The sequence below is a fragment of the Rhodococcus sp. NPDC003348 genome (genome assembly GCF_053589375.1).
Genome location: NZ_JBSFRT010000027.1, coordinates 32,204 through 58,407 on the forward strand (window position 1 = coordinate 32,204; position 26,204 = coordinate 58,407).

Here is a 26,204-nt window from a genome sequence, read left to right on the forward strand (position 1 = left end):
AGAGCCCGGTTGCGCTGCTCGGGGAGTGCCGGTCGTGCCCGGTACTGCCAGTACCTCCCATGGGCGGTGCTCCGATCGTACCGTCGAAGGCATGGATCTGAAGGCGGAGACGGGTGAGTTCCTCGCCTCGAGGCGTGCCCGGATCACACCTGACAAGGCGGGACTGCCGGCATACGGCGGGAACCGCCGGGTGCCGGGACTTCGACGCGAGGAGGTGGCGATGCTCGCCGGGGTGAGCGTCGACTACTACACCCGGCTCGAGCGCGGCAATCTCAGCGGTGTGTCCGAGTCGGTGCTCGAGGCGTTGGCGGAGGCGTTGCAGCTCGACGAGGCGGAACGCGGCCACCTGTTCGACCTCGCGCGGGCCGCCAACGCGTCCGGGGCTGCACGGTCCCGGGCGCGCCGGAAGTCACCGGCGACACTGCGCCCCGTCGTGCAGCGAATCCTCGACTCGATGGAGGGGCTGCCCGCGTTCGTGCGCAACGGTCGGCTCGACGTGTTGGGGGCGAACTTGCTGGGCCGTGCGCTGTACGCGCCGATGTACGACTCGCCGGAGAGGATCGCGCACCAGCCCGTGAACACCGCGCGGTTCCACTTCCTGGACGGCGATGCGGCCCAACAGTTCTGGGGAGAGCGGTGGGAGAAGACGGCGCACGACGCCGTCGCCATCCTGCGTGCCGAGGCAGGGAAGAACCCCTACGACAAGGAGCTCATCGCTCTCGTCGGGGAACTGTCCACGCGCAGTGAGGATTTCCGCCGGATGTGGGCGTCGCACGACGTGCGCTACCACCGCAGCGGAACGAAGGTCTTCCACCATCCGGCGGTGGGGCGGCTCGAACTCGCCTACGAGGCGCTGGAACTTCCCGCGGACGCAGGTCTGCAACTCAACGTCTACACCGCCCTGCCCGGGTCGCCGTCCGATGACGGACTCAAGCTCCTCACCTCGTGGGCGGCCACGACGCTGGCAGCAGCCCCGCCCACGGTCGAGTCAACCGAATCTCGAAAGGTCAACTGATGCAGAGGCTATCGAAACCTTCCACGATCAAGAACCCGCCCGAGCAGTTCACCGGGGACGTGTGGCTCGACCCGATTGCGGTACCGCAGGACGGGGATCAGCGGATGGTTGTTGCCCGTGTGCGGTTCGCGCCGGGTGCCCGCACGGCATGGCACTCGCACGCGCGTGGACAGACACTGCATGTGACGTCGGGCATAGCCCTGGTGCAGTCCCGAGGCGGCGACGTCGTCGAGGTGCATCCTGGCGAGACGGTGTACTGCCCTCCCGGGGAGGAGCACTGGCACGGTGCCACCCCCGACGACTTCATGGAGCACCTCGCGATGCTCGAGAACGCCGATGACCCGGACACCACCACGACATGGCTCGACCACGTCACCGACAGGGAATACCTGCGCCGCTGAACCTGGGTCGGGGGCGGTGTGACACCAACAATCGAGTGGACGCGGAGGCTGCCCCGCACCTCTGGTTCCCTGTGTTGTTCCGCCGCCGTCCGTCCCTCTGCTCCCTGCCCTGTCCACTGGACGAGCCGGCGAGGTGGTCGATGTTGGGCTCCACGTACCCGGAAGGGCTACGAGTTCGTCGCCGATGGACGACTTGAGCCGGACGGGCGCAAGGTTCAGCAGGCGTTTGCATGCTGCCCTCACAACCGAGGTGTAGCCCGGGGGAAGCGGCACAGAACCCGGGGCCTTCCTTCCCGTGAGGCGACCAGGTCCACGCCCGCGGGACGGTTTCGGTGACCGACTTGTCGACCCCAAGGAGTGCTTCCATATGCTTGGTGTCGCGCACGTCGTAATCGGCGTCCGTCGCGGACTGTTCCACCGATTCAGAACGCTGACCGGCGAGTGACGTGCGTCTCGTCCGGGGCTGCATCCAACCCACGGACGTGTCACACGAGCCGGAAAGGCAGAGGAGCGCAGTGAGCACACCGGAATTGGCACAGTGGAACTCCGAGGAGGCTCTTGCGGAAGCAATGATCCCGATCATCGGCGGCCTACACCGCACGCACTCGGTGACCATCCTGCTTCACAGTCGCTCCCTGGTGAACAAGTCGGTCATCAAGATCATGCGAACCCATCGTTTCGCCCGACAGATCGAAGGCGAGGAGCTGTCCGTCGAGGAGACCTTCCCCTTCCTCGAGGCACTGACACACCTCGATCTCCGGCCGTCCAAGATCGATCTCGGACTGCTGGTGATGGCGTACCGCGCCAACGGCAACGGAGCGTCGATCCCGGAGTTCGTTGCACAGAGCCTTGCCGAACTGGTCAGCACCACGCCGACGTCTCCGCAGCCGCAGGATGTGATCCTCTACGGATTCGGACGTATCGGTCGACTCGTCGCTCGGTTGCTCATCGAGAAGGCCGGCTCGGGTAACGGACTGAACCTGCGTGCCGTGGTGGTCCGAAAGGGCGGCAGTGACGACCTGACCAAGCGTGCCTCGCTGCTGCGTCGTGACTCCGTCCACGGGCAGTTCAACGGCACGATCAAGGTCGACACCGAGAACAACACCCTGATCGCCAACGGCAACGTCATCAAGTTCATCTACAGCAACGATCCGACGAGCGTCGACTACACCGAGTACGGCATCGACAACGCCATCCTGATCGACAACACCGGGATCTGGCGCGACCGCGACGGGCTGTCGAAGCACCTCCGCCCGGGTGTGGCCAAGGTGGTGCTCACCGCACCCGGCAAGGGCGACGTCCCCAACATCGTGCACGGTGTCAATCACCGCGACCTCGACCCGACCGAGAGCATCGTGTCGTGCGCATCCTGCACCACCAATGCCATCGTCCCGCCGCTGAAGGCCATGGACGACGAGTTCGGCGTCGTGCGAGGCCACGTCGAGACCGTGCACTCGTTCACCAACGACCAGAACCTGCTGGACAACTACCACAAGGCGGACCGTCGTGGTCGTTCCGCGCCGTTCAACCTGGTGCTCACCGAGACCGGTGCCGCGTCGGCGGTCGCGAAGGCGCTGCCCGAGCTGAAGGCGAAGATCACCGGCAACTCGATCCGCGTACCCACCCCGGACGTCTCCGTCGCGATCCTCAACCTTCAGCTCACCCGTGAGACCACCAAAGATGAAGTGCTCGAACATCTTCGTCAGGAATCGCTGACAGGCGCACTGAGTCGGAACCTCGACTACACCGCTGCGACCGACGCCGTGTCCAGCGACTTCATCGGATCACGCGCGGCGTGCATCATCGACGCGAACGCGGCGATCGTCGACGGCGACACCGCCATTCTCTACGTCTGGTACGACAACGAGTTCGGCTACTCGTGCCAGGTTGTGCGCACCGTCCAGTACCTCTCGGGTGTGGAGTACCCCATCTATCCCGCGACGGACTCCGCTGCCGCGGCGCCGGTCGCTGTGCCTGCTGCTGCACAGTGACATCGGCCCCGCGAGGGGGCGTCTGTTCGGGTGGATGCCGTTGCGGCAACGGTATGGGACACGACTGACACCGACAGGCGGCCGGGTGCACTCGACACCCGGCCGTCGCCAGTGAGTTGGTGATGGCGGTGGAACGGACATCCCGCCCTGCCGCCCGGTTCGATGCCGATGACGCGTCACCCACGTCCGTCCTCCATCGCGGCCGCGGCTGACCCGGATCCTTTGCCGGCCGTGTCGAGCACAGGCGAGGAAGACCCTCTCCCCGGAGGATCGATTGGGGGAGAGGGTCTTCCGATGGTCTGACCGTCGGCGTGCTCCGGGTGTCGGGGGTGCTACTCGGCGGTCGGCGCCTCGGTGGCGGCGGTGTCGTCGGCGAGGATGCGGTAGATCGCGCGCCGGGCCTCGGTCAGCACGTCGGCCGTGGCCTGCGCCTGCTCGGTGGTGCCGGCGAAGGCCGCCTGCCGGACTGCGCCGGTGAGCTGGTGCATCAGGCCGCGCAGTTCCTGGGCGGGGCGTCCGACGTCGGCGCGGACCTCATCCCATGGGGTACCCAGCTCGTCGCGGTGCTCGGTGACGTAGGTGGTGCCCACCTCGGTGAGGCGGGCATTCTTGCGGCCGGCGACCTTCTCGATGAGGACGAGTCCCTCGTCCTCGAGCTGGGCGAGAGCGGGGTAGATCGAGCCGGGGCTCGGCTTCCACACGCCGTTGCTGCGCTCGGCGATCTGCTGGATCAGTTCGTACCCGTGCATCTCGCCCTCGGCGAGCAGCACCAGCACTGCGGTGCGCACGTCGCCGCGCCGTCCTCGGCCACCACGGCCTCGGCCGCGGCCGACCCGCTCGTTCTCCGGCCCGCGTCCGCCACGGCGGCCGAGGGGGAACTCACCTCGGGTGCCGCGGTCGCACCGTGGCCCGTGGCCGCCGTTGGGACCGAAGTCTCCTCCGCGGCCGTGGCCGCCACCTCGCTCGCCGCGTCGGCCGTGGCCGCCGGCCTCGGGTCCGCCGTCCAGGCGTCCGTGCTCGCGGCCCGTCCGTCCCGGGCGGCCGCGGCGTCCTCGGCCGCTGATGTCATGTCGGTTCAAATCCTGGATGTTCTCCATGGTGGTTGTTGCCTCTCGTTGATGTTTGTGGATGTCGGTGGCGAGGTCGCTTTCCGACTCTCAGCTCTTCCGATGCCTCAACGATATATCGGCAATAGTTCGAAAGCAACCATGACGTGGGTCACCCTGGCGTTCGCTGCGTCTCTACGACTGGGTGATTCGCTCGAGCAGCCATGAGTTGATGCCGCTGAGCGCCGTCCTGGCCATGGCCGTGGGGTGGCCGGTGAACCCGTGGGGTGCCTCGGGGTAGATCCGGAGTTCGACCTCGTTGCCGGCGGCGGAGAGCCGGCCCGCCATCGCGAGGTTGTCTTCCAGCAAGACGTCTTTGCTCCCGACGACCAGCAGTGCCGGGGGAAGGCCGTGGAGGTCGCCGTAGACGGGGGAGATGTCCGGTGCGGTGCGGTCTTCCGCGTGGCCGGCGTACGCCCGGATGAAGTACTCGTCTGCGATCCGACGTCCGGCGGGGGTCTGCGCGCTCAAGTCGTAGGTGCCGAATTGGAGTGCGGCGCCGGTGAATCCGTCGACGGCGCCTCGGTCCCTCAGCCGCAGCAGGGTTGCCAGCGCGAGTGTCGCTCCGGCCGAGCGTCCACCGATCGCCAGTCGGGAGGAACCGAAGCGGGCCTGTGCGTGTTCGATGAGCCAGAGCGCCGCCGTCTCGCAGTCGTCGGGTGCGGCCGGCCACGGGTGCTCGGGTGCCAGCCGGTAGTCGACGCTGACGACGGCGATGCGGAGAGCATCGGCGAGCTCACGGTTCCGGACGTCGTCCCGCGCTGCGGAGTCCATGTAGAAGCCGCCGCCGTGGATGTCCAGGTAGACGCCCCGCGCGCGGCCGTCGGTGGGTGTGCAGATCCGTACCGGCACCCGTGCTCCCGCGGCAACGGCCACCTCCTCGATCGCCGGTGGGTCGGCGGGCGACGGGGTGGACCTCGCCGCCCGCACCTCCCGCAACTCCTCGAGAGTGCTTGGGCCGCGGCCGGCCGGCCGCGAGGCGTAGAAGTCGCGAGCCTCATCGACCTGCTCCGCAGGCACGTCGGCCGACAGCACATCCAGCGCGAACCGCACGCGTCCTCCTCATTCCGGGATGGAACGCGGGCGCTGTCGCTGCGCCGCTCTCGGCATTCTCAAACCCTCTGGCGGCAGACGATATCGGGCTCGTCGCGCGGTTGCCCGCCGGAGATTCTGTAACGGATCGTTGCTCGCGGGCGACGATGCTGGTGAATCGCAAACGAATGGGGAGGGAAATCGAATGGGTTCTGCTGTCGACACCTTGGAGTGGATCCGCGAGGGGTACTTGGCCGGTGATCCACTGCGATCGGCGCTCTTCGTCGGGGCGTCGTTCATCACGATGCCGCTACAGCTGCTCGCGACGGTGCTGGGCCGGCCCTTCTGAGCCAGCTCAGCACTGCGGACCACGTAAGCCGCTCTTCCCCGGTCCGGTTCCCGGTCGGGGAAGAGCGGCAGTCGGTTTCGGCCACTCGAATTCGTGCTCACGGAACGAGGCCCACTTCGTAGGCGAAGATCACGGCGTGTCCGCGGTGGCCTTCCGAGGTAGGGCTTGCCCATTTCCCGTTGTGGTTCGGACGCCGGGACGAACCGGCCCGGGGTCGAGGAGTATGCGTTACTTCGGTGCCATGCGGATGGCTCCGTCGAGCCGGATGGTTTCGCCGTTGAGCATGGGGTTGTCGATGATGTGGGCGGCCAGTGCGGCGTATTCGGTGGCCTTGCCCAGACGGGAGGGGTGGGGGACCTGTTCGCCGAGTGAACGCTGGGCCTCTTCCGGCAGCCCGGCCATCATCGGGGTTTCGAAGATTCCCGGGGCGATGGTGACGACGCGGATGAGGTGGCGGGCGAACTCCCGGGCGAGGGGGAGTGTCAGGGCCGCGACACCGCCCTTGGATGCGGCGTAGGCGGGCTGGCCTATCTGGCCGTCGAACGCGGCGACGGAGGCGGTGTCGATGATGACGCCGCGTTCACCGTCGATCGGTTCGGTGGCCGAGATCTTCTCCGCGGCAAGGCGGATCACGTTGAACGTGCCGACCAGGTTGATGCGGACGACGCGCTCGAAATCCTCGAGCGGCAGTGCGCCGTTCCGGCCGAGAACCTTGCCGGGGGTGGCGACGCCGGCGCAGTTCACGGCGACCCGCAGGTCGCCCAGGCCGGCCGCGAAGTCGACGGCCTTGGCGATGTCGTCGGCGGAGGTGACGTCGGCGGCGACGAAGTGCGCGCCGTCGCCGATCTCGGCGGCGGCGTCGTGGCCGCTGGAGGTGGGGAGGTCGATCAGGACGACCTGGGCTCCGCGCGCGTGCAGTTCGCGTGCGGTGGCGTTGCCCAGGCCGGACGCGCCGCCGGTGACGATCGCGACGGCTCCGTCGATGTTCATGGTGCTCCTATGGTGTGGGTTCGTGTGCGCGCTCCCGTCACGGAGAGCGCTGTGCCCGAGGCGGTTCGGTGTCAGCGGACGTGCAGGATCAGGGCGTCGCCCTGACCGCCGCCGCCGCAGAGTGCGACGGCGCCGGTGCCACCGCCGCGGCGGCGGAGTTCGAGCGCGAGGTGCAGGGCGATGCGGGCGCCGGACATGCCGAGCGGATGACCGAGCGCGATCGCGCCGCCGTTGACGTTGACGCGCTGCGGGTCGAGTCCGAGCTCGCGGGTGGAGGCGACGCCGACCGCGGCGAACGCCTCGTTGATCTCGACGAGATCGAGGTCGGTCGGGGCGATGCCCTCCCGCTGGCACGCCTTCGCGATGGCGCGGGACGGCTGCGACTGCAGTGTCGAGTCGGGCCCGGCGACCACGCCGTGGGCGCCGATCTCGGCGATCCAGCTCAGCCCGAGCTCCTCGGCCTTGGCCTTGCTCATCACGACGACCGCGGCCGCGCCGTCGGAGATCTGCGAGGCCGATCCGGCGGTCACGGTGCCGTCCTTCGCGAACGCGGGCGGCAGCTTCGACAGGGTCTCGGTGGTGGTGTCGGGGCGGATGCCCTCGTCGGTGGTGAACAGGAGCGGGTCGCCCTTGCGCTGCGGAATCTCCACGGGCACGACCTCGTCGTCGAACAGGCCGTCCTTCCACGCGCGGGCGGCGTTCTGGTGCGAGGCCGCGGAGAAGGCGTCCTGCTCCTCGCGGGAGACCGCCCGCTCGTCGATGTTGGCGTACTCGGTGAGGTTGCCCATGCCCTGATCGGTGAAGATGTCGTGGAGTCCGTCGAACGCCATGTGATCGCGCATCGTGACGTCGCCGTACTTGAACCCGGTGCGGCTCTTCTCGAGCAGGTGCGGTGCCTGGCTCATCGATTCCTGGCCGCCGGCGACGACGACGTCGAACTCGCCGGCGCGGATCAACTGGTCGGCCATCGCGATCGCGGTGACACCGGACAGGCAGACCTTGTTGATGGTCAGGGCCGGAACATCCATCGGGATGCCGGCTTTGACTGCGGCCTGCCGGGCGGGGATCTGCCCGGCGCCGGCGGTGAGGACCTGGCCCATGATGACGTAGTCGACCTGATCCGGGGACACGCCGGCCTTGTCGAGTGCGCCCTTGATGGCGATGCCGCCGAGGTCGGCGCCGGAGAAGTCCTTCAACGATCCCAGGAGGCGACCCATCGGGGTGCGGGCGCCGGCAACGATCACGGAGGTGGGCATGGGTCTCTTTCGGTGTGGGGAGAGGTCAGCCGGCGAGGTGGCGGCTGATCACGAGGCGCTGAATCTGGTTGGTGCCCTCGAAGATCTGGGTGATCTTCGCTTCGCGCATGTACCGCTCGACGCGGAAGTCGCGGGTGTAGCCGTAGCCGCCGAGCACCTGGACGGCGTCGGTGGTCACCTTCATCGCGGCGTCGGTGGCGACGAGTTTGGCGACCGAGGCGTTGCGGGAGTAGGGCAGTCCGGCGTCGCGCCTGCGGGCAGCGTCGAGGTACGTGGCCCGGGCCGAGTCGACGGCGGCGGCCATGTCGGCGAGCAGGAATCCGAGGCCCTGATGGTCGATGATCTTGCGGCCGAACGTCGCCCGCTCCCGGGCGTAGGCGACCGCCTCGTCGAGGGCGGCCTGGGCGAGCCCGACCGCGACGGCGGCGATGCCGAGGCGACCGGAATCGAGCGCGCTGAACGCGATCTGCAGACCCTGGCCCTCGGCGCCGATGCGCCGCTCGGTGGGCACGAAGGCGTCGTCGTAGTGGGCGGAGGTGGTGGGCACCGCGTGCAGGCCCATCTTCTCCTCGGGCTTGCCGAAGCTCAGCCCCTCGGTGCCCTTCGGGACCAGGAAACACGAGATGCCCTTCGAACCCTCACCGGTGCGGGCGAACAGGTTGTAGAAGTCGGCGATCCCACCGTGGGTGATCCACGCCTTGGCGCCGTTGACCCGGTATCCGCCGTCGGTCGCGGTGGCCTTGCACGCGAGGGCCGCGGCGTCGGATCCGGCCTGCGGCTCGGAGAGGCTGTAGGCGCCGATCGTGTTGCCGCCGAGCATCTCCGGAAGCCACTGCTGCTTCTGCTCGTCGGTGCCGAACGCCATCAATGGATGGCAGGCCAGGCTGTGGACGCTGACCGCCACCGCGACCGAGGCCCAGCGGGCGGCGATCTCCTCGAGCACCTGCAGGTACACCTCGTAGGGCTGGCCCCCGCCGCCCCACTCCTCCGGGTACGGCAGGCTCAGCAGTCCCGCCTCGCCGAGCGTCGCAAACACGCCCTCGGGGTAGGTCTCGGTCTTCTCGTGCTCGTCGACGATCGGTGTCAGGACCTTGTCGGCGACGTCGCGGGTGAGCTGGATCAGATCCCGCGCCTCGTCGGTGGGCAGCAGGCGGTCGACGGCCACGGCTTCTCCTCGCAGATCACACGGAAGGTAGTACTGAATTACGGAGCACAGTACTGTTCACTCGAGAGTACTGCAAGCGGTCCGGCAGTACTATCCACCGTATGGAGACCCGTTCGTCCTTCGCGACCGCCCGACGCACAGAACTGTTCGACGCCCTGGTCGAGCTGTTTCTCGCCGAGGGCTTCGCGCATCTGACGCTCGACGCGATCGCGGCCCGGCTCAAGTGCTCGAAGTCCACCCTCTACACCCTGGCCGGGAGCAAGGAACAGCTGGTCACCGCCGCGACGGTGCACTTCTTCAAGCGTGCGACCGAGCGTGTCGAGGCGAGTGTCTCCGCGACTACCGGCCCGCGCGACCGCATCGCCGCGTACCTGACCGCGGTCGGCGAGGCCCTCGCGGACGCGTCGGACCAGTACATGGCCGATCTGGACGCGCTCACCCCCGCCCGCGAGGTGTACGAACGCAACACCCGCATCGCGGCCCGCCGTGTGCACGAGCTGATCAGCGACGGCGTCGCGACCGGCGATTTCCGGCGGGTGCACGCCGCATTCGCCGCGGACCTCGCCGCGACGATGATGGTGCGGATCCAGCAGGGTGGCGTCCGCGCCGACACCGGACTCGACGACGCGAGCGCCTACCGCGAACTCGCCTCCATCCTCACCGCCGGTGTCAGCGCCTGACCGACCGGGAGCTGCGCGAGTCGCCGGGGCCGGACGCCGTCATATCTTCGGCGAGCCCACGCCGACCGCCGGTGCGATGGCGTCCCGACCTCCCGGGCGAAGGCGACCGACCCGTGCCGATTCGGCGAGGACAGCCGCCAGAACTCTGCCGGAAGCGGTGGGCGATCGCGTCGAGGCTCTCGCCCCTGCGGACGCCACGGTCGAGGCATTCCCACAACGTCATCGCGTCGCGGGTGCTGGTCGGCATTCCCTGGCCGTAGATCGGGTTGAAGCTGCACAGACCGTCGCCGAGCACGATCAGTCCACCCGGGAAGCGGTGCATCCGTTCGTAATACCGGCGGGTGTTGGCGCGGAACCTCCATCGGGGCATGGGCGCGCGTCACCGGATATCTACGATGTGCAGGTGGCGCGGACGACACGGGACGCAACCCTCCCTCAGGTGGTGACCTATGACGGACTGCCCGGGTCCGCGGGCGGTGCGCACTCGCTTCGCGCCAAGCATCCTCACGAGGCATTCCGGCGTCTGCAGGGTTTCGTCGACGCCTGCGCCGAACCGGTGTCGCCATCGTGGGCGTTCGAGATCGCTGCGGGCGGAGCGCCCACGGTGACCGAACAGCTGGTGGCGGTCGCCACCGAGCGTTTCGGCGGACCCCGCTACCGCGCCCGAACCCACTCGAAGTGGAACGTTTCACCCGAATCCGTGAACCACGCCCTCGATGCGCTCGTCGTCGTCGGACCCGACGCGGTAACGACCCACGGGCGTTCCCTGGCCGCGCTGACCTACCGCACGCCCGTGCGCCTCGTCGACCCGGACGCCAGCGCCCCGTATCCCGACATCACCCCCGACGCATTCGGGGGTTTCGCCGTGGACGGGTACGGACGGCTGCTGGGCGGCTCGGGCATCCGCGCAACCCTCGGCACCGCGGGTTCCTCGCTCTCCCTGTGGCTCAACCTGCCCGCCGACGAACGGCTCTCGCCAGGTGCTCGCCATCTGCAGGACCATCTCCCGTTCCGGCTGTCCGCGAAACACTGGCGCCTGTGGCGCCCCACGCGGAGCGGCGACTCGTACCGCGCCACCAGGATTCCCTCGCCCGTGCACGATCGGGCCTGAACCACCGACACATCCGACGTGGGGTCCTGCCCGCCCGTTGCATTCGCCGTTGTGAGCGGTTGCGGCCGGCGCCGAGATGGCGCCTGGCATTCGGCCGATCGGCCGGTGCTCGGCGGCTACGCTGGCATACGGCAGGGTCGGGGCGGATCCCACGGTGGGAGGGCAGCCATGCACCGGACAGCTATTCCTCGTCTGCTCGTCGCCGGAGCCGTTGCGTTCGGGTCCGTCCTGGGTCCGTCCGTCGGCCTGGCCGCCGCGTCGGCGAACCCACCTCCGGGCCCACCGGCATCGACGACGGCCTTTCAGATCCCGGTCACGTTCCTCTCCGGCTGCGGCGTCGGGTTCAGGTGCTACGTTCCGCCGCTGGTGTCCCTGACCCCGTCGGCGACGACAGGTCCGCCGGGTGAGGTGACCTTTCGGCTGGCGCGCCCGACGACGTACGTGATCGACTCGTACGACTGCATCGGCGTGACCGTGAACTGGCGGAACCTGACGACCGGGGCCACCGGCACCGCCGAGGTCCGACGCGTCCCGCTCGACTACCGCGGCCCGATCGCGCCAGACGACTGGTGTCGGTACACCCCGGCGACGGTGTCCACCGGCGGCGGCGTGGTCGTCGCGACCGCGTCCTCCTACCGGACCGGGGACCACGTCCCCGTCAGCCCGGGGGCCGCCGTCTTCCAGGTCCCCTAGGTTCAGGTCTCCACAGACCGGTCAGTGCGCCGCGTCCTTCTTCTTCCGCTTCGGAATCAGGTGCATGACCAGCACGACGATCGCGCCGACGACGAGTCCGACGAGGGCGGACGCCACGGTCCCCGCGGTCCAGGACAGCACGCCGCCGAAGCCGCCGTGCACGAGATCGCCGAACCAGTGCTCGAGGTCGTGGAGGCGATCGGCCGGCCAGTGGAATCCGGCCTCGCCGACGTTGACGATGAGGATGTGGCCGCCGACCCACAGCATCGCGGCGATACCGACGACGGTGAGCGTCGCCATCACCTTCGGCATCGCGGCGACGAGGCCGCGACCGATCCGCTGACTGAACGTCGACTTGCGCTGAGCGAGCGCGAGGCCGACGTCGTCCATCTTCACGATCAGGGCGACCACGCCGTACACCAGGATGGTGATGAGGATCGCGACGACGATGAGCACCAACAGGCGGGTGAGGAACGGTTCGTCCTCGACCGACGACAGGGAGATCACCATGATCTCGGCGGACAGGATCAGGTCGGTGCGGATCGCGCCGCTGACCATCGTCTTCTCGTGCTCGGGCCCGCCCTGCGCCTCGGCCGTGCCCTCGTCCTCGTGATGACCGCCGGTGAGTGCCTCGTAGACCTTCTCGGCGCCCTCGTAGCACAGGAACGTGCCGCCGGCGATCAGCAGGTACGGCAGGGCCTGGGGAAGGAACTGGCTCAGGAGCATCGCCACCGGCAGGATGATCAGCAGCTTGTTGCGGATCGACCCGATCGCGATCTTGCGGATGATGGGCAGTTCGCGTTGGGGGGAGAAGCCGTGCACGTAGCGGGGCGTGACGGCGGTGTCGTCGACGACCACGCCCGCTGCCTTGACGCTGGCCTTGCCGGCCGCCGCTCCGATGTCGTCGAGCGACGCCGCGGCCGCTTTCGCGATCGCTGCGACGTCGTCCAACAGGGCGACGAGACCACCAGCCACGGGAACCTCCCAGTTCGGATGTGCAGAGCCGGTCGAAACGACACACGGTCGCGGGCCGACACCGAACGGTACCGAACCTGTGGACACCGCTGCCCGGCCGACCAGTCAGCGAGGTGCGGGCGCGTCGGGGAGCGGCAACCACACCGGCTCCGCCGACAACCAGACCGGCTCCGCCGGGATCCGTTCCAGCACGCCGCCCGCGAAGACGTCGTACAGCGGAAGCTGCTCGGCGTGCACGTACCCGATGTGGCAGTCGCACACGTCCAGTGGACAGGGCCGCGGCCGCAACGCCTGCTCGAAGGTGCCGTCGTAGAGGTTGCCGATCTCCTCGGGGACGAAATGGCAGCGCCGGACGGTGCCGCCGCCGTCGACGGACACCACCGAGTCCCCGGTACGGCACGCACGCCCGCGCGTCCGGTGCGGATGCCGGCTGAACTCGAAGAGCGGGTCGATCCCGGCCCAGTCGGCCGCGTCGGCGTCGGTGTATTCGTGTCCTTCGGCGGCGTTGACCCACAGGTAGACCGAATCGGGTAGGTCGGCGCGCAGCCGACGGGCGGCCGCCAGATGTTCCGGCAGTCCCACGACACCGACACTGAACCGCACGCCGAGCGCGGTGAGCTCGGTGGTCTTCGCGAGGAACCGGTCGTGCGGGGTCTGCCCGGGGTGATACGTGCACCACAGCGCGACCGCGTCGCGGTCGGCATCGGCGAGCCAGCCGGTGCGGCAGCTGAGGTTGGTCTGGATCGCCACCCGGCGAACGTGCGGCAGCCGGGACAGTTCCACCAACGCCCGCCGGTACCAGGACCGGACCAGGCCCTCGCCCCACGGGGTGAACAGGATCGACAGCTCCCGGTCCTGGCCTGCCACCCACGCGCAGAAGCGCTCCAGTGCGGCGCGGTCGGCTCGCAACTGCTCGGGGGTGTCCCGACGTTTGGCGAACGGGCAGTACGGACAGTCGTAGTCGCACGAGGCCAGGGGACCCCGGTACAGGAGGGTCAGCACCGTCAGCGGCCCTCGTACTCGGCCATCGCGGCCCGCACCTGCGGGGAGAACAACTCCGGCCCGAGGGCGTCGGAGTACGCCAGGCCCAGTGGGGTCAGCTGGAGCCGGTCCCCGTCGGCGTCGAGCCATGCACGGTCGAGCCATCGGTGCAGCTCGGCGCCGAAATGCTCGTGCGGATCGGACCCGAATCGGGAGCGGTAGTCCGCCAACGGCATTCCCGACACCTGCAGTACCGACTGCAGCAGGTGCCGTCGTCGGGACTCGTCCTCGGTCATCGTGTGGCCCACCACGGCGCGGCGGAAGTTGTCGACGGTGCCCGACACGTAGTCGTCGATGATGGCCCTCACCTCGTGCGCACCGACCGCGTAGTCGAACGAGTAGTGCAGCGCTCTCGTATATGACCTTGCGCCACAGCCGAGTCCGATCATGCCGTCGGTCTGGCAGGCGTAGTCGTTCGGACCGAGATCCGGTGCGTCGGCGCGCCGGAACATGCGCATCGACTCCTGGACGTAGCCCGCCGAGAGCAGGTGGTCACGGCCACGGCGGTAGAGGTCCAGCCGGTGGGCGTCCCAGTCAGGGTCCGGGCCGCCGCCGCGGCGCGCCAGTCCGGTCAGCGGTCGCACGTAGAGCGGGTACAGGTACAACTCCTCCGGACGCCAGGCCAGCGCGGCATCGAGGGAGGCGGCCCAGGATTCTGGTGTCTGGCCGTCGATCCCGTAGATCAGATCGATGTTCAGGACCGCGATCGCGGCGTCCCGGACCCGCTGCAGGGCAGCGTCGACGTCTGCGCGGCGTTGCGGGCGGACCGCCGCCCGAGCCTCGGTGTCGTCGAAGCTCTGCACGCCGAGGCTGAGCCGGGTGACACAGCGCTCGGCGAGCACCGCGAGCCGGTCGGTGGTGGCCGTCGACGGCGACGCCTCCACCGACAGCGGGATCGCCCGCAGGTCGGCGCCCATGCCTTCGGCGATGTCGCACAGCCGGTCCAGCTCCCCCGCGGTCAGGTAGGTGGGGGTTCCGCCGCCGAACGCCGCGGTCGCGAACTGCGCCTGCGGTGCCAGTGCCTCGCGCACCGCCTCGGCCTGTCGCTCCAGAGCGTCGAGGTATCGGGTGGTCAGCTCGTCCGGTGCGCCGACTCGGGTGAAGAGGTTGCAGAAGCCGCAGCGCACCTCGCAGAACGGCACGTGCAGGTACAGCGACAGCGCGTCCTGAGGTTCGTTCGCCCACAGTTCGGTCAGGGCCGGGCGCGGGTGCAGCGGCCGGTACGCCGTCTTGTGCGGGTACGCGTACACGTAGTTCTGGTACGGCGGAAGGTAATCCGCGGTGACGGTGTCCGGCGACACCGGAAGGGGCAGGTCGACGGCGGTCATCTCGGTCCCTCGAGGAAGAAGTGGGCGTAGGGCACCGTCCACACCACGGGGTGTCCCAGGCGATGCCCCGTGTATCCGTCCTCGCCGTACGTGGTGCCGTGGTCGGAGCACACGATCGCGAAGCAGCGGCGCCGGCTCGACACGGCGGCGAACAGCCGTCCGATGTGCCGATCCACGTACTCCAGCGCGGCCGCGTGCGTTGCCCGGGTGTCCCCGTGCTCCGGCGTGGCTCCCTCGCTGAAGAACCAATTCGGTTGGTGCAGAGCGGATACGTTGACGAACAGGAACAGTCGACGGTCGGCGGGAAGCCGGTCCACGACTCGCGCGGCCAGATCCACCTGCGCCTCGAACGACGTGGGTGACGTCACCCCGAGTTCGGGAGACCAGTGCGCCTCGTCGAACAGGTCGGGCAGCACCGAACCCAGCGCACCCCGGCGGTTGAAGAAGCCGACACCGCCGATGCAGACGGTGTGGTAGCCGGCCGCCGCGAGACCTTCGACCAGGTTCGATTCGGCGAACACGAAGGTCCCGGCGGCAGTGGACTCGCTCCCGCCGAATTCCGCCGCGAACAGGCGCGGGTGCGGCCCCTGTCCCACCGGAGTGGGGAGGAATCCCGCGAACATCGCCTGGTGCGAGGCGTAGGTGAAGCTGCCGGGGGCATGGCGCTGCTCCCACCGGCCGCCGGGCAGATGCCGTGCCAGGTTCGGGATCCGCCCCGCGGCCGCGAGCTCGCAGGCCACGTCGTAGCGCAGGGTGTCCAGCGTGATCAGCAGGATGTCGTCCGAGCCGACGACGGCGTTCATGTCGGGCTGCGGCGCAGTCGATTCCGGGTGTGCGGCGATCACCGTGTCAGGCTGCGGCATCATCGGCCCATCCTTCGATCGCGGCCAGTTGCGCCCCGTACGTGTCGAGGCCGTCGGCGCGACCCGGGAGCCCGCTCAGGCCCGGGAGCAGGTCACCGAAGGCGTTGACCTCACCCACCGCCGCCCCGCGCCAGTCCGCGGAGGGCAGTAGGTCCACCCCCACACACAGGGTGCGCGGGAACCGGGCGGCGGCGCGTTCCGCGACGCCGAGTGCCTGTTCCCAGCCGAACCCCGACGAGTCGAAACCCGCTCTCGCGGAATCCAGGTCGCCGCGCTGCCCGCCCAGGTGCAGATTGGTCATCGGGTGCGCGCTGGTGCGGAGCACCGCGTGTGTGGCGCGCCCGGCCACGACCACTATTCGCAGGTCCGCGGCGCGGCCCCGCAGCGACGGTTTCGGCAGCCACGCCTCGATGTGCAGGTTTTCCCCGGCCAGAGCGTCCACGAGGGCGCCGACCTCGGCCTCTCCACTGAGTCGGCGCACGCGCAGGGAGTTGTAGACCCCGTCCGCGGCGATCTCCACGCTGCTGCGGGCCTGCACCCGGCCACCGGATGCGGTCTCCACCGCGACCACCCCGGCCGCGGACGATCCGTGCGCGGGTTTGACGAAGAATCGCCGCAGCCCGGCGGCCGCGGCCGACTCCCGCACCTCCGGCCAGTTCCGCGGGGACGGCGCGGCGCCGCCCGAGGTGGGGGAAATCGGCACCGGGACATCGCCGTCCGCGAGGACGGCGTGGCACCGCCGCTTGTCGAACAGCACGGCCAGATCATCCGGATCGGTCAGCGGTCGCCCGCCACGCAGGGTTCCGACCGCGGCGAGCAGCGACGCGTACCACCGGGGGCCGTCGGCGATGCGAGTCGGGTCGCCGGGTCCGCGGAGCAGTGCGTCCACGTCCGGATCCTCGCCGGGCGAGTCGAGTCGCACCAACTCGTCGGGGTCGAACCGAGCCCCGCCCTCGCCGAGCACCTCACGCCAGGGCACCACCCGCGGGGTCGGCATGCCGCCGCGGGCCGCGGCGTCCAGCAGCATCGTGACGCGACGGTTGTCCGGGTTGCCCACGACCGCCAGGCGTGGACCGCTCATTCGCCGACCGCGACCGACCGGTAGATCGTTCCGTCGTACTCGTCCTCGTCGGCGTTCCCGGCGTCGAGATCCAGCCGCACGCCCGACGGCTCGAGTGCCGCCCGCAGGCGGTCCCGCATGCCGTCGCTCAGGTAGTTGTGATGCAGGTCGAGCGATTCGAGGTGGGTGAGCGACTGTCCGCCGAGCAGCGCCTCGGCACCCGCGTCCAGCAGCACACCCTTGGACAGATCCAGGGTGCGCAGCCGCGGGACGATCGGCGCGGTGGCCACCGCCGCCGCAATCGCGTCCTGCTCGTCACTGTTGGAGAGCGCGAGACGGGTCAACCTCGGGAGCTTCTCACCGGCGAGGATCGGGGCGAGGTCCTCGGCGGTGGCGTCGGCCCCGTACTCCTCTGTCCCCAGCCACAATTCCAGGTCGGTCAAGGACGGCAGGTCCGAGGCCGCCACCGCCCGGACCACGTCGGCGGGCAGGCCGCCCGACTCGACCGTCAGGTTGCGCAGGTTCTCGTGCCGGACCGGGCTCAGCGCCAGTTGCGTGCCGCCGCGCACGCCCAGGCGCTCCAGCCGGGGAAACGCGGTCAGGAGGGCGGTGACGTCCGACTGCACGATCCACGAGATCTCGCAGTCCTCGCCGGTCATGTCGCCGATGAACAGGGCCCGCAGCGAGGGGAGTTCGGCGGCCGCGGCGACGAGAGCAGCGACGACGTCGGCCGAACTGCTGTCGTAGGGGTCGGACCAGCCGCCGACGACGATGGCCTGCACGCTGGACGGATCGACCGCGGCCCGGAACTTCGCGAACGCCTCCGGCCACTCGAGGGGCGCCTCATAGGTGGGAACGGAGATCCGCCAGGCGACCGGGCCCGCGGTGGGGATGGTCGGGGCGGTGTCGATGGGGAACTCGACGACCGGAAGGCCGTGGAACTCGTTCTGCAGCTCGCTGATCACCGGGGCGCTCCTGGTCTCGGGTGGGTTCGACGGGCATTATGCCCGACTTCGGAGGATCGAGATGAACCCCCGTCGGGGTAACCCGGCAGGGGGCCGAAACTCACATCTGGGGTGTCAATCAACGCGCACAGCCTCTGAAACCCGTAGTCGCGCAAGTCGACAACGAGCTGCTAGTCGTCATCCTTCTCCTCCTCGACAACGTCGTCGACGACGAGATCCTCGTCGAGCTGGGTCCGGATCCAGCTGTCCGGGAACTGCTTCGGCGCGACGAAGGAGAGCAGGACCGCGTCGTGGAAAACGGCCACGGACTTCAGGGCCAGGTCATCGCGCAGGTCGGTTGCCTCGATCACGCCCCGATCGCCGACGGCGTCCTCGATCTCGCCGGCGACCGCGTCGACAAGCTCCGCCCATCGCGCGGGCGTGATCGTGAGGACTCGTTCGACCCCGGCGAGGAGCACACCGGTGTCGAAGCCCGACCTGTCGTCGAGTTCGGGATCGACGTTCACGGTGACGTCGCTTCCGGCGGCGGGCATCCGTGCGGTGCCGACGACGATCCCGTCGTCGGCAAACGGCGCCGTCAGCAGCCCGCGCTTGTCAATCTCGTTTCTGATCAGGTCGATTGGATCCATCCGAGCCAGGCCTCTCCGTTGCGGATTCACCGTCGTCTGCACCGTAGTGACTGTGTCCGACAGCATCGAGAGCGGGCGCCAGGGGCGCGAGCGCGGCGCGGAGCCGGTCGGGTAGCCCGCCCGACACCTGGACCAGGCCGGTGGCGGTGGGTTGCAGCCACTCCTCGAGTGCGATGCGCACGGCGGCCGCCACGCCGGCGGCGAGTACCCGGGCGGTGCGAGCGTCGACGCCGTCGAGTCGGGCGGTGATGGCGTCGGTGAGTGGTTGTTCGATGGCGCCGGTGGTGCCGAGGAACACTTCGCGCAGGGCCGGTCGGGTGGTGATCAGTAGAAGTGCGTCGCGACGCGGGTCGCCTGGATCGCTGTACTGCTCGACGACGGCGTGGGTGACGGCTTCGGAGAGTCGGACATGTGGAGGCTGTGCCGCAACTGTTTTCGCGACCCGTGCTTCTCGTTCGGCGGTGACTGCGGCGACGATCGCGTGCTCGCGACTGGGGAAGTAGTTGTTGTAGGTCCTGGGCGAGACGCCGGCGGCCGCGGCGATGTCCTCGACATGCACGTTGTCCGGCCCGTTTTCGAGGGCCAGTTTCAGCGCCGATTCGCGCAGGGCGCGATGGGTGGCTTGCTTCTTCCGCTCGCGCAACCCGGGTCGTTTCGTCGTCACGAGGCCATCATGCCAAACAAAATATGCGCGAGCGCAATATTGCGTGCACGCAGGTTTTTGCCTTAGTGTCCCCCGAATCGACGAATCGACGAATCGACCAAGGGGGTCGCGCAGATGCGAGGCAAGGGCATGACGTACGACACCGGCTTCGTCCGCAGGGGCAGCCCGTCACGTGAGGAGTTCGATCCCGAGGTCGTTCGGCGCGAACTCGCCATCATCCGCGACGACCTGCACTGCACCGCGGTCCAGATCACCGGCGGTGATCCCGGCAGGCTCGAGTTCGCCGCCCGGTGTGCCGCCGAGTTGGGGCTGGAGGTCTGGTTCTCGCCCTACCCACTGGAACTGACCCCCGACGAGATCGTGGCGCTGTTCGCCGACTGCGCCGAGCGGGCGGAACTCATCCGCCGCGAGGGCGCCGAGGTCGTGTTCGTCGCAGGTGTCGAGCTGACGATCATGAACCGTGGATTCGTCCCGGGCGAGAGCACGTCGGAGCGGCTCGAGGTCCTGCTGGGCGACCCCGACGCTCGACTCGAACGGTTCGCCGACGTGAGTACCAGGCTCAACGACTTCTTCGGTGAAGCCCTGCCGGTGGTGCGCGAGCGCTTCCGGGGCAGGGTCACGTACGCCTGCATACCGTTCGAACGGGTCGACTGGACGCCATTCGACTACCTGACGATCGAGTTGATCCGGTCAGCCGAGGTGGCCGACCGGTTCCGGGAGGGGGTACGCACGCTGGTTGCGCAGGGAAAGCCGGTGGCCGTCACCGGTTTCGGTACGGCAACGTGGCTCGGTGCCGGCGACGTCGCGCCGCGCAGCATGGAGATCGCCCTGCTCGACGAGGACGGTGGGCCGATCCGGTTGAACGGGGAGTACACCCGAGACGAGGACGGCCAGGCCGCCTACCTGTGCGATCTGCTGGAGATCTTCGACTCCGAGGGGGTCGACAGCGCGTTCGTGTTCCTCTTCGCGCTCCACAACTACCCGCACCGCCCCGACGGTGACCCGCGTGACGACCTGGACCTCGCCAGCTTCGGCATCGTCAAGGTCCTCGATGGCCGGCGCGGCCGGACCTACCCCGACATGGCGTGGGAGCCCAAGGCGGCGTTCGCGGCCGTGGCCGAGCACTACCGGCAGTGACGCCGTCCGCGGCTATCTCCAGATGGCGATGTGGTCCAGCCACGACACCATCAGGCTGCCGGCGGCACCCGAGACGTGAACCTGCCGGGGGTCGACGCCGTCCGGTAGCGGAAGCGACCACATGATCGTCCCGTCGCTCGCGCGGATCGAGTGAGTGCCCGTGTAGTCGCCGAACACGAAGTACTCGCCGTCCGTCGCCCCGCCGCGGATCCAGTAGGCGTCCTCCCACGGCGTTTGCCACAACTGATCCCCGGACGCCAGGTCGAGGCCCGTGATCGTCTTCGACACCGGGGAGGTGACCACCGCGGTACCGCCGACGACCGCGGCCAGCGCGGTGTCCCTCCCCGCGGATTCCTCCTTCACCAGAGCCGAACTGCGCCAGAGTTCGTCGCCGGTCGCGGGATCGTATGCGCCGTCACCGAGGAACATCGGCGGTGTCACCGACGGCTTGCTCGGGTACATCTGCGGGGAGTACGCGGGGATCGGGACCGCGCGGACGAGCGAGCCGTCGGCTGCGAGGAGGTCCTGCGTGCCGACCGACCCGGACCGTGCGCCACGGGCGGCGAGATACAGGCCGTCCCCGACCGGCTGGAGTGAATCGCCGGCGAACGTGAACCGCTCGGCCCCGGACGCAAGGTCGAAGACCGTGTAGACGTACTGAGGATCTCCCGGGCCCCGTTCCTGCGTGATGATCGCGCCGGTGGCCGGTACCGCGTACACCGATGCGTTCTCACCGAGATCGTCGAAGGTGCGCCGGAAGTTCGCAGTGAGGTTGGTGACGGTACCGCTGGTCAGTACCGGCTTGGCGGATGCACCGTCGGTCACGGACCCCGAAACGTAGACGGTGTCGCCCACCACTTGGGCGCCGTTCAGATCGAAGTCGGTCCCGAGCTCGGCAAGCAGGGTTCCTGAGGTGGTGTCCACGAATGCGATCCGGCGCCGCTCCCAACAGGCGATGACCGGCGCCTCGACCTTCTGGGTGCACTGGCTGACATCGCCCACTCGCGTCTTCCACGCGGGTGATCCATCGGCGGGGCGGACTCCCACGAGGGTGATCGCACCGACCGGGCGGCCGGACTGCCCCGCGACCTCGGGAAGCGGGTAGGCGGTCGCAGCGATCAGAATGCCGCCGGCGTCGAGGAGTCCGCCGTAACCGTAGTGGGAATCGAGCTGGTACGGCATCTGCAGCAGGACGTCTCCGGGGTTGTCGGTGAGCCGTCCGACGTCGAGTGTCCACGCGTGTTGCGGTGGGTCACCGAGGGGAGTGTCGATCACGTCGTGCTCGATATCGGCGCGCGGCGCGTTCTCGACCGGGGAGCGGTCCGAGAGCAGGCCGGTGACGATCGCCCCGACGGCAACGACGAGCGTGAGACCGAGCGTGACGAGTTTCCAGTGTTCCCTCACTGCTGAGCTCATCGACCGACGGTAGCCGACGACGGGGTGCCCGCCGTCCGCGGATGCGGCGGCGGAAAAGTGATTCGCTGCAACCAGCGTTGGGTGTTCTCGGTATCGGTGAACGAGTAGGTGTTGACACACCCCGCTCGGTGGGCGTTTGAATGGGGTATGTGCAGGTGGATGGCGTACTCCGGCGATCCGATTCTCGTCGAGGACCTGCTCTTCCGGCCGGTCCATTCGCTCATCGACCAGAGCCTGCACTCGCAGATGGGGGCGACGACCACGAACGGTGACGGGTTCGGGATCGGCTGGTATGGGGAGGGCGCCAGGCCTGCGGTGTTCAAGTGTGTCGAGCCGGCGTGGAACGAACGCAATCTCAAGGAGATCTCTCACCAGATCCGGACGCCGCTGCTGTTCGCCCACGTGCGGGCGTCGACGGGATCCGCCGTGCAGCGCAGCAACTGCCATCCCTTCCGCCGTGACAACTGGTTGTGGATGCACAACGGGGAACTGCGGGGCTTCGCCGAGATGAAGCGGGACCTGGCGATGGCCGTGGACCCCGTGCTCTTCCCCGCGATCGAAGGGTCGACCGACTCCGAGATGCTGTTCTTCCTCGCGCTGACGTTCGGCCTCACCGACGATCCGTTCTCCGCGGTCGCTCGCGCTGTCGGATACGTCGAGGATGTCGGGGCCCGGTGCGGCGTCGAGGACCCGGTGCAGGCGACGATCGCCACCACGGACGGTGTCTCCGTGTGGGTGTTCCGGTACTCGACCGAGCAGCGGACGCGGTCGCTGTTCTACTCCACCGCGATCGAGAAGGTCCGAGCTCTCCACCCGGAGGTGGAGGTGTTGCGCCACTACGGCGACGACACCCGGTTCGTGGTGTCCGAACCGCTCCGCGACCTCGAAGGCCTGTGGCAGGAGGTGCCGGAGGCGCACGCCGGGGTCATCCGGTCCGGCCGCGACGAGTTCCGGCCGTTTCAGCCCGTGGCACCCGCCCGCTGAGCGGCTGCTGCGGTCAGCTTGACGACGTGAGGCATTCGGGCCGGGTTCGGCGACATCGCCGCCCGGTCACTCCGTCTGCCGTGGAAAAACGGTGTGCGGGAAAGGAGTGTGTGGGAGCATCCCGTGACGAAATCGGAGGGGTGACCCATGGGCCGCACGATCATTCGAAAGGCGGGCATCGTCGCGACCACGCTGGTCGCGGCCACCGCGCTGAGCGGCTGCCTGGCCCCCGACACCCCTCCCGGCTGGTCCAGCTACACGATCGAGAAGGGCGCGCACACCGCGGTGGTGGGCCGCCCGGCCGGCGTGTCCGGGCCCCTGGCGGGATGGGTGAGCCCCGGCGGGGCGTCGCGCACCTACGACTTCATCCTGACCACCACCGCGGAGTACGTCCTCACCTCGCCGACCCAGCCCGAGGACCAGTTCGACTGGAACAAGCTGCCCGGCTTCTCGGACTGCGGTGACATCGATCTGGCGCGCAACGGCGCCATGTTCGGCTGGCGGTGGCGCACCGACACGTCGCCGCGGGTACTCGAACTCGTGCCCTACGCCAACGCCGACGGCGTGCATCAGTACCCGGACGTCGCGCTGGTGACCCTCTCCCACGACGACCTCGCGGCCGACGAGCCCCTGCGGTACTCGATCCAGATCGACGGCTCCGTCTACCGCTTCGCGATCGACGGCACCATCCGGAGACGCGAGATCCACGAGACCGCAACGCTTCCCCGCTCCTGCCCCGACAACCCGACCAGCACCGGTAAGTGGTTCGCGGGCTTCTACTTCGGAGGCACGTCGACCGCCCCGTCGAAGATCTACGGCTACGTGCGCGAACCCGCCGACGGCGCGGCCTCCGGCGGGGCGGGCGGGACCGGGTCCGCCGGCTCGGCGGACCCGGGCGTCGGAAGTGCCGAAGTCGGTTCGAGCCTGCTACGCCAGTAGTCCGCCCCGCCCGTCCGGTCGTGACCCGGCGAGCCCGTCACCCGAGTTCCGTCAGGGTGAGCCGATTTCGGCGAGGCCGGTCAGGGACTGCGGTAGTGGTCCCAGGCGCAGGACGCCGAGACGTTGGGTGGCGCGGGTCAGGGCGACGTAGAGTTCCGCCGCGCCACGGGGTCCGGCGAGGATCCGCTCCGGCTCCACCACCAGAACGGCATCGAATTCCAGACCCTTCGTCTCGGAGGGCGTCACCGCGCCCGGCACTCCCGGTGGCCCGATCACGATGCTGGTTCCTTCGCGACACTCCTCTTCGCGAACGAACTCCTCGATGGCGGTGGGCAGTTCGTCCGCGGTGACCCGCCTGGACCACGGCTGGACGCCGCAGGAGCGGACCGAATCCGGCGGCTGGACGCCGGGTGCGAACTCGGCGAGCAGCGCGGCGGCGACGGTCATGATCTCCGCGGGCGTGCGGTAGTTCACCGACAGGGGCCGGTAGACCCAGCGGCCGGGCACGTACGGTTCCATCATCGTGGCCCACGAGGTCGCTCCGGCCGCCGACCGGCGTTGGGCGAGATCGCCGACCACCGTGAAGGACTTACCCGGGCAGCGTCGCATCAGCACCCGCCAGTCCATCTCGGACAGTTCCTGGGCCTCGTCGACCACGACGTGCCGGTAGGTCCAGTCGCGGTCCGCGGCAGCGCGTTCGGCGAGCTCCCGGGTGTCGCGCTCGAGGAAGCGCTCCGCCAGACCTTCGGCGTCCAACACGTCGGTGGCGAACAGGCGGAGGTCGTCGTCCTCCATGTGATCGGCGCGGGCGACCAGACCGTCCAACACGCGTGCGGCGTAGTCGGTCCGGGCTCTCCGCTCGCGCGCCTCGTCCGGGTCGACCGACTTCTCGCGGCCGAGCAGGTCGGCCAGTTCGTCGAGCAGGGGCACGTCCGACACCGTCCACGCGTCGCCGTCCGCACGCCACAACGACCGGTCGGCACCCGCCGCCTGCAGTCGATCAGTGGACGAGAACAGCTGTGCCAGAAAGGTTTCCGGAGACAGTGTCGGCCAGAGTTCGTCGAGTGCGGCGGCAAACCCGTCGTTGTCCGCGAGCTCGGCGACCAGCTCCGTCCGTAGCTGTTCCCGGGCGCCGCTGTCCTTCCGGGACAGCCACCCCCGCCCGATGCGGCCGATGGCGCGCTCGGTGAGCACGTATGTGACGATCTCGCGGAACACCGCGCGGGCCTCGTTGTGCGGCAAGTCGCTCGCGCGTGCCTCGTCCCGGGCCCACTCCGCGGTCTCGGCGTCGATCCGCAGCGCGACACCCGACAGCTCGATCGGCAGCGGATCCTCCGGAAGTCGCTGCCGGTCGGCGATCGCCGCCGCCAGCACCCCCAGGATCGCGAGGGAGCCCTTGAGCCGGGCGGCGTCGGGAGCGTCCTCGGCGGTGACGTGCAGGCCGGGCACCAGGTCGCCGGTGGTCGTGAACACGACATTGGTCTCGCCCAGCGACGGCAGCACGCGGCCGATGTGGTTGAGGAACGCCGAGTTCGGGCCGACCACGAGCACTCCGTGGTGTTCGATCTGCTTCCGCTGCGTGTAGAGCAGGTACGCGACGCGGTGCAGCGCCACGACGGTCTTGCCGGTGCCCGGACCGCCCTCGATGACCAGCACGCCGGGGTGGTCGAGGCGGATGATCTCGTCCTGCTCGGCCTGGATGGTCGCCACGATGTCGCGCATCCCGTCGCCGCGCGGCGCGTTGACCGCCGCGAGCAGGGCGGCGTCGCCCCGGCCGCCGCGCTCCCCGCCGTCGGGGCGGCCGAGGACCTCGTCGGTGAAGTCGACGACCTGTCGCCCGCGGCTGTGGAGCTGACGGCGCCGCCTCATGCCTTCCGGGTTCGCGGCGGTGGCGACGTAGAACGCGCGTGCGGCCGGCGCACGCCAGTCGAGCAGCAGCGGCTCGAACTCGTTGGCATCGTCGAAGATGCCGATCCGGCCGATGTAGGAACGTTCCCCCGAGGTGGCGTCCAACCGGCCGAAGCACAGTCCGTTGTCGGCCACGTCCAGTCGCCTCGCCTCCGCGGCCAGAGCCCGCACCTCGTCGTCGCGGGCCACGAGTGTCCCGCCGTTCGTGAGGTCGACCGGTCCCCGCAACGCCGCGCCGTACCTGTCCTTCACTCGGGCGCGCTCGGCGTCGAGCCGCGTGTAGAGCCCCGCGACGTAGCCCTGCTCGGACCGCAATTCCTCTTCGTATCCCTGAGTTGTCACTCGCCCCCACTTTCGCTGCTGCGACGACCCCGCCCTCACTCGGACACGTCGGCCTGTCTCGCCCGACCGTGCCGAGTGCGCACCGTCGGCGCCGGTCGTGGCGGTGTCGACGGTGGGTCGTCCTCGGTTAGGTCAGCGATTCTGCGGCACAACCGGGGCCTTGC

General features: G+C 69.2%; 25 protein-coding genes. 10 read left to right on the forward strand and 15 right to left on the reverse strand.

What is annotated here, in order from left to right; translation table 11 throughout:
• Positions 1–91: 91 nt before the first annotated feature.
• The 3 genes from ACWDU4_RS18045 to ACWDU4_RS18055 all read left to right on the forward strand — a co-directional run bounded on the left by ACWDU4_RS18045 (position 92) and on the right by ACWDU4_RS18055 (position 3,407).
• Positions 92–1,015: a helix-turn-helix transcriptional regulator gene (locus tag ACWDU4_RS18045; RefSeq protein ID WP_450115284.1), complete on the forward strand. Its 924-nt coding sequence runs from the start codon at positions 92–94 to the stop codon at positions 1,013–1,015.
• Positions 1,015–1,416: a (R)-mandelonitrile lyase gene (locus ACWDU4_RS18050; RefSeq protein ID WP_450115285.1), complete on the forward strand. Its 402-nt coding sequence runs from the start codon at positions 1,015–1,017 to the stop codon at positions 1,414–1,416. The genes ACWDU4_RS18045 and ACWDU4_RS18050 overlap by 1 nt, the downstream gene beginning before the upstream one ends.
• Positions 1,417–1,931: 515 nt before the next feature.
• Complete coding sequence (locus ACWDU4_RS18055; RefSeq protein ID WP_450115286.1) at positions 1,932–3,407, forward strand: glyceraldehyde-3-phosphate dehydrogenase; 1,476 nt, start codon at positions 1,932–1,934, stop codon at positions 3,405–3,407.
• Between the two features lie 332 nt (positions 3,408–3,739).
• Here ACWDU4_RS18055 and ACWDU4_RS18060 read toward each other — a convergent pair whose 3' ends face one another.
• Positions 3,740–4,504 carry a PadR family transcriptional regulator gene (locus tag ACWDU4_RS18060; RefSeq protein WP_450115287.1) on the reverse strand — a complete coding sequence of 255 codons (765 nt, stop codon included), beginning with the start codon at positions 4,502–4,504 and terminating at the stop codon, positions 3,740–3,742.
• 144 nt (positions 4,505–4,648) lie between these two features.
• Entirely contained in the window at positions 4,649–5,566 is a 918-nt protein-coding gene (locus ACWDU4_RS18065; protein ID WP_450115288.1) for an alpha/beta hydrolase, read from the reverse strand.
• A gap of 184 nt (positions 5,567–5,750) precedes the next feature.
• Between ACWDU4_RS18065 and ACWDU4_RS18070 the strand changes: the two genes are divergently transcribed.
• Positions 5,751–5,894 carry a hypothetical protein gene (locus ACWDU4_RS18070; RefSeq protein WP_450115289.1) on the forward strand — a complete coding sequence of 48 codons (144 nt, stop codon included), beginning with the start codon at positions 5,751–5,753 and terminating at the stop codon, positions 5,892–5,894.
• A gap of 228 nt (positions 5,895–6,122) precedes the next feature.
• On the opposite strand, the gene ACWDU4_RS18075 is transcribed toward ACWDU4_RS18070, so the two are convergent.
• From ACWDU4_RS18075 to ACWDU4_RS18085, 3 genes are all read right to left on the reverse strand, one after another.
• Positions 6,123–6,884, reverse strand: a complete 762-nt coding sequence (locus tag ACWDU4_RS18075; RefSeq protein WP_450115290.1) for an SDR family NAD(P)-dependent oxidoreductase — start codon at positions 6,882–6,884, stop codon at positions 6,123–6,125.
• Positions 6,885–6,955: 71 nt separating this feature from the next.
• Positions 6,956–8,140, reverse strand: coding sequence for an acetyl-CoA C-acetyltransferase (locus ACWDU4_RS18080; protein WP_450115291.1), 1,185 nt, complete (start codon positions 8,138–8,140; stop codon positions 6,956–6,958).
• Positions 8,141–8,165: 25 nt separating this feature from the next.
• A complete protein-coding gene (locus ACWDU4_RS18085; RefSeq protein WP_450115292.1) occupies positions 8,166–9,305 on the reverse strand; it encodes an acyl-CoA dehydrogenase family protein in 1,140 nt (379 codons plus the stop codon).
• A gap of 101 nt (positions 9,306–9,406) precedes the next feature.
• Between ACWDU4_RS18085 and ACWDU4_RS18090 the strand changes: the two genes are divergently transcribed.
• The 3 genes from ACWDU4_RS18090 (at position 9,407) to ACWDU4_RS18100 (ending at position 11,789) form a co-directional block, all read left to right on the forward strand.
• Positions 9,407–9,985 (forward strand): TetR/AcrR family transcriptional regulator, encoded by a 579-nt coding sequence (locus ACWDU4_RS18090; protein ID WP_450115293.1) that lies wholly within the window; start codon positions 9,407–9,409, stop codon positions 9,983–9,985.
• 403 nt (positions 9,986–10,388) lie between these two features.
• Positions 10,389–11,096 (forward strand): hypothetical protein, encoded by a 708-nt coding sequence (locus ACWDU4_RS18095; RefSeq protein ID WP_450115294.1) that lies wholly within the window; start codon positions 10,389–10,391, stop codon positions 11,094–11,096.
• 168 nt (positions 11,097–11,264) lie between these two features.
• Positions 11,265–11,789, forward strand: a complete 525-nt coding sequence (locus ACWDU4_RS18100; protein ID WP_450115295.1) for a hypothetical protein — start codon at positions 11,265–11,267, stop codon at positions 11,787–11,789.
• 21 nt (positions 11,790–11,810) lie between these two features.
• Here ACWDU4_RS18100 and ACWDU4_RS18105 read toward each other — a convergent pair whose 3' ends face one another.
• The 8 genes from ACWDU4_RS18105 to ACWDU4_RS18140 form a co-directional block, all read right to left on the reverse strand.
• Positions 11,811–12,764, reverse strand: a complete 954-nt coding sequence (locus ACWDU4_RS18105; RefSeq protein ID WP_450115296.1) for a DUF808 domain-containing protein — start codon at positions 12,762–12,764, stop codon at positions 11,811–11,813.
• A 105-nt stretch (positions 12,765–12,869) separates the two neighbouring features.
• Positions 12,870–13,766: an STM4011 family radical SAM protein gene (locus ACWDU4_RS18110; protein ID WP_450115297.1), complete on the reverse strand. Its 897-nt coding sequence runs from the start codon at positions 13,764–13,766 to the stop codon at positions 12,870–12,872.
• Between the two features lie 2 nt (positions 13,767–13,768).
• The gene (locus tag ACWDU4_RS18115) at positions 13,769–15,133 is read right to left on the reverse strand and encodes an STM4012 family radical SAM protein (RefSeq protein ID WP_450115298.1); all 1,365 of its coding nucleotides are present in this window, start codon (positions 15,131–15,133) and stop codon (positions 13,769–13,771) included.
• Complete coding sequence (locus ACWDU4_RS18120) at positions 15,130–15,999, reverse strand: STM4013/SEN3800 family hydrolase (protein ID WP_450115299.1); 870 nt, start codon at positions 15,997–15,999, stop codon at positions 15,130–15,132. Before ACWDU4_RS18120 ends, ACWDU4_RS18115 begins: the two co-directional genes overlap by 4 nt.
• Positions 15,983–17,077, reverse strand: a complete 1,095-nt coding sequence (locus tag ACWDU4_RS18125; RefSeq protein WP_450115300.1) for an STM4014 family protein — start codon at positions 17,075–17,077, stop codon at positions 15,983–15,985. The genes ACWDU4_RS18120 and ACWDU4_RS18125 overlap by 17 nt, the downstream gene beginning before the upstream one ends.
• Positions 17,074–18,021 (reverse strand): STM4015 family protein, encoded by a 948-nt coding sequence (locus ACWDU4_RS18130; protein WP_450115301.1) that lies wholly within the window; start codon positions 18,019–18,021, stop codon positions 17,074–17,076. The genes ACWDU4_RS18125 and ACWDU4_RS18130 overlap by 4 nt, the downstream gene beginning before the upstream one ends.
• A 170-nt stretch (positions 18,022–18,191) precedes the next feature.
• Positions 18,192–18,650, reverse strand: a complete 459-nt coding sequence (locus ACWDU4_RS18135) for a cytochrome C5 (RefSeq protein ID WP_450115302.1) — start codon at positions 18,648–18,650, stop codon at positions 18,192–18,194.
• Positions 18,616–19,314, reverse strand: coding sequence for a TetR/AcrR family transcriptional regulator (locus ACWDU4_RS18140; protein WP_450115303.1), 699 nt, complete (start codon positions 19,312–19,314; stop codon positions 18,616–18,618). The genes ACWDU4_RS18135 and ACWDU4_RS18140 overlap by 35 nt, the downstream gene beginning before the upstream one ends.
• A gap of 129 nt (positions 19,315–19,443) precedes the next feature.
• On the opposite strand from ACWDU4_RS18140, the gene ACWDU4_RS18145 reads away from it, so the two are divergent.
• Entirely contained in the window at positions 19,444–20,451 is a 1,008-nt protein-coding gene (locus ACWDU4_RS18145) for a hypothetical protein (RefSeq protein ID WP_450115304.1), read from the forward strand.
• 12 nt (positions 20,452–20,463) lie between these two features.
• On the opposite strand, the gene ACWDU4_RS18150 is transcribed toward ACWDU4_RS18145, so the two are convergent.
• Positions 20,464–21,867, reverse strand: coding sequence for an outer membrane protein assembly factor BamB family protein (locus ACWDU4_RS18150; RefSeq protein WP_450115305.1), 1,404 nt, complete (start codon positions 21,865–21,867; stop codon positions 20,464–20,466).
• Between the two features lie 159 nt (positions 21,868–22,026).
• Between ACWDU4_RS18150 and ACWDU4_RS18155 the strand changes: the two genes are divergently transcribed.
• The gene (locus tag ACWDU4_RS18155) at positions 22,027–22,851 is read left to right on the forward strand and encodes a class II glutamine amidotransferase (RefSeq protein WP_450115306.1); all 825 of its coding nucleotides are present in this window, start codon (positions 22,027–22,029) and stop codon (positions 22,849–22,851) included.
• Between the two features lie 147 nt (positions 22,852–22,998).
• Positions 22,999–23,790, forward strand: a complete 792-nt coding sequence (locus tag ACWDU4_RS18160) for a hypothetical protein (RefSeq protein ID WP_450115307.1) — start codon at positions 22,999–23,001, stop codon at positions 23,788–23,790.
• Between the two features lie 51 nt (positions 23,791–23,841).
• On the opposite strand, the gene helR is transcribed toward ACWDU4_RS18160, so the two are convergent.
• Positions 23,842–26,040, reverse strand: a complete 2,199-nt coding sequence (helR, locus tag ACWDU4_RS18165) for an RNA polymerase recycling motor ATPase HelR (protein WP_450115308.1) — start codon at positions 26,038–26,040, stop codon at positions 23,842–23,844.
• Positions 26,041–26,204 lie beyond the last annotated feature (164 nt).

Bases quoted from the DNA above. Each gene is read 5' to 3' on its own strand.
- ACWDU4_RS18100 (WP_450115295.1), top strand. From the start codon at position 11,265: ATGCACCGGACAGCTATTCCTCGTCTGCTCGTCGCCGGAGCCGTTGCG.
- ACWDU4_RS18155 (WP_450115306.1), top strand. From the start codon at position 22,027: ATGGCGTACTCCGGCGATCCGATTCTCGTCGAGGACCTGCTCTTCCGG.
- ACWDU4_RS18145 (WP_450115304.1), top strand. From the start codon at position 19,444: ATGACGTACGACACCGGCTTCGTCCGCAGGGGCAGCCCGTCACGTGAG.
- ACWDU4_RS18070 (WP_450115289.1), top strand. From the start codon at position 5,751: ATGGGTTCTGCTGTCGACACCTTGGAGTGGATCCGCGAGGGGTACTTG.
- ACWDU4_RS18135 (WP_450115302.1), bottom strand. From the start codon at position 18,650: ATGGATCCAATCGACCTGATCAGAAACGAGATTGACAAGCGCGGGCTG.
- ACWDU4_RS18045 (WP_450115284.1), top strand. From the start codon at position 92: ATGGATCTGAAGGCGGAGACGGGTGAGTTCCTCGCCTCGAGGCGTGCC.
- ACWDU4_RS18075 (WP_450115290.1), bottom strand. From the start codon at position 6,884: ATGAACATCGACGGAGCCGTCGCGATCGTCACCGGCGGCGCGTCCGGC.
- ACWDU4_RS18160 (WP_450115307.1), top strand. From the start codon at position 22,999: ATGGGCCGCACGATCATTCGAAAGGCGGGCATCGTCGCGACCACGCTG.
- ACWDU4_RS18125 (WP_450115300.1), bottom strand. From the start codon at position 17,077: ATGAGCGGTCCACGCCTGGCGGTCGTGGGCAACCCGGACAACCGTCGC.
- ACWDU4_RS18060 (WP_450115287.1), bottom strand. From the start codon at position 4,504: ATGGAGAACATCCAGGATTTGAACCGACATGACATCAGCGGCCGAGGA.
- ACWDU4_RS18115 (WP_450115298.1), bottom strand. From the start codon at position 15,133: ATGACCGCCGTCGACCTGCCCCTTCCGGTGTCGCCGGACACCGTCACC.
- ACWDU4_RS18120 (WP_450115299.1), bottom strand. From the start codon at position 15,999: ATGATGCCGCAGCCTGACACGGTGATCGCCGCACACCCGGAATCGACT.
- ACWDU4_RS18090 (WP_450115293.1), top strand. From the start codon at position 9,407: ATGGAGACCCGTTCGTCCTTCGCGACCGCCCGACGCACAGAACTGTTC.
- ACWDU4_RS18080 (WP_450115291.1), bottom strand. From the start codon at position 8,140: ATGCCCACCTCCGTGATCGTTGCCGGCGCCCGCACCCCGATGGGTCGC.
- ACWDU4_RS18150 (WP_450115305.1), bottom strand. From the start codon at position 21,867: ATGAGCTCAGCAGTGAGGGAACACTGGAAACTCGTCACGCTCGGTCTC.
- ACWDU4_RS18050 (WP_450115285.1), top strand. From the start codon at position 1,015: ATGCAGAGGCTATCGAAACCTTCCACGATCAAGAACCCGCCCGAGCAG.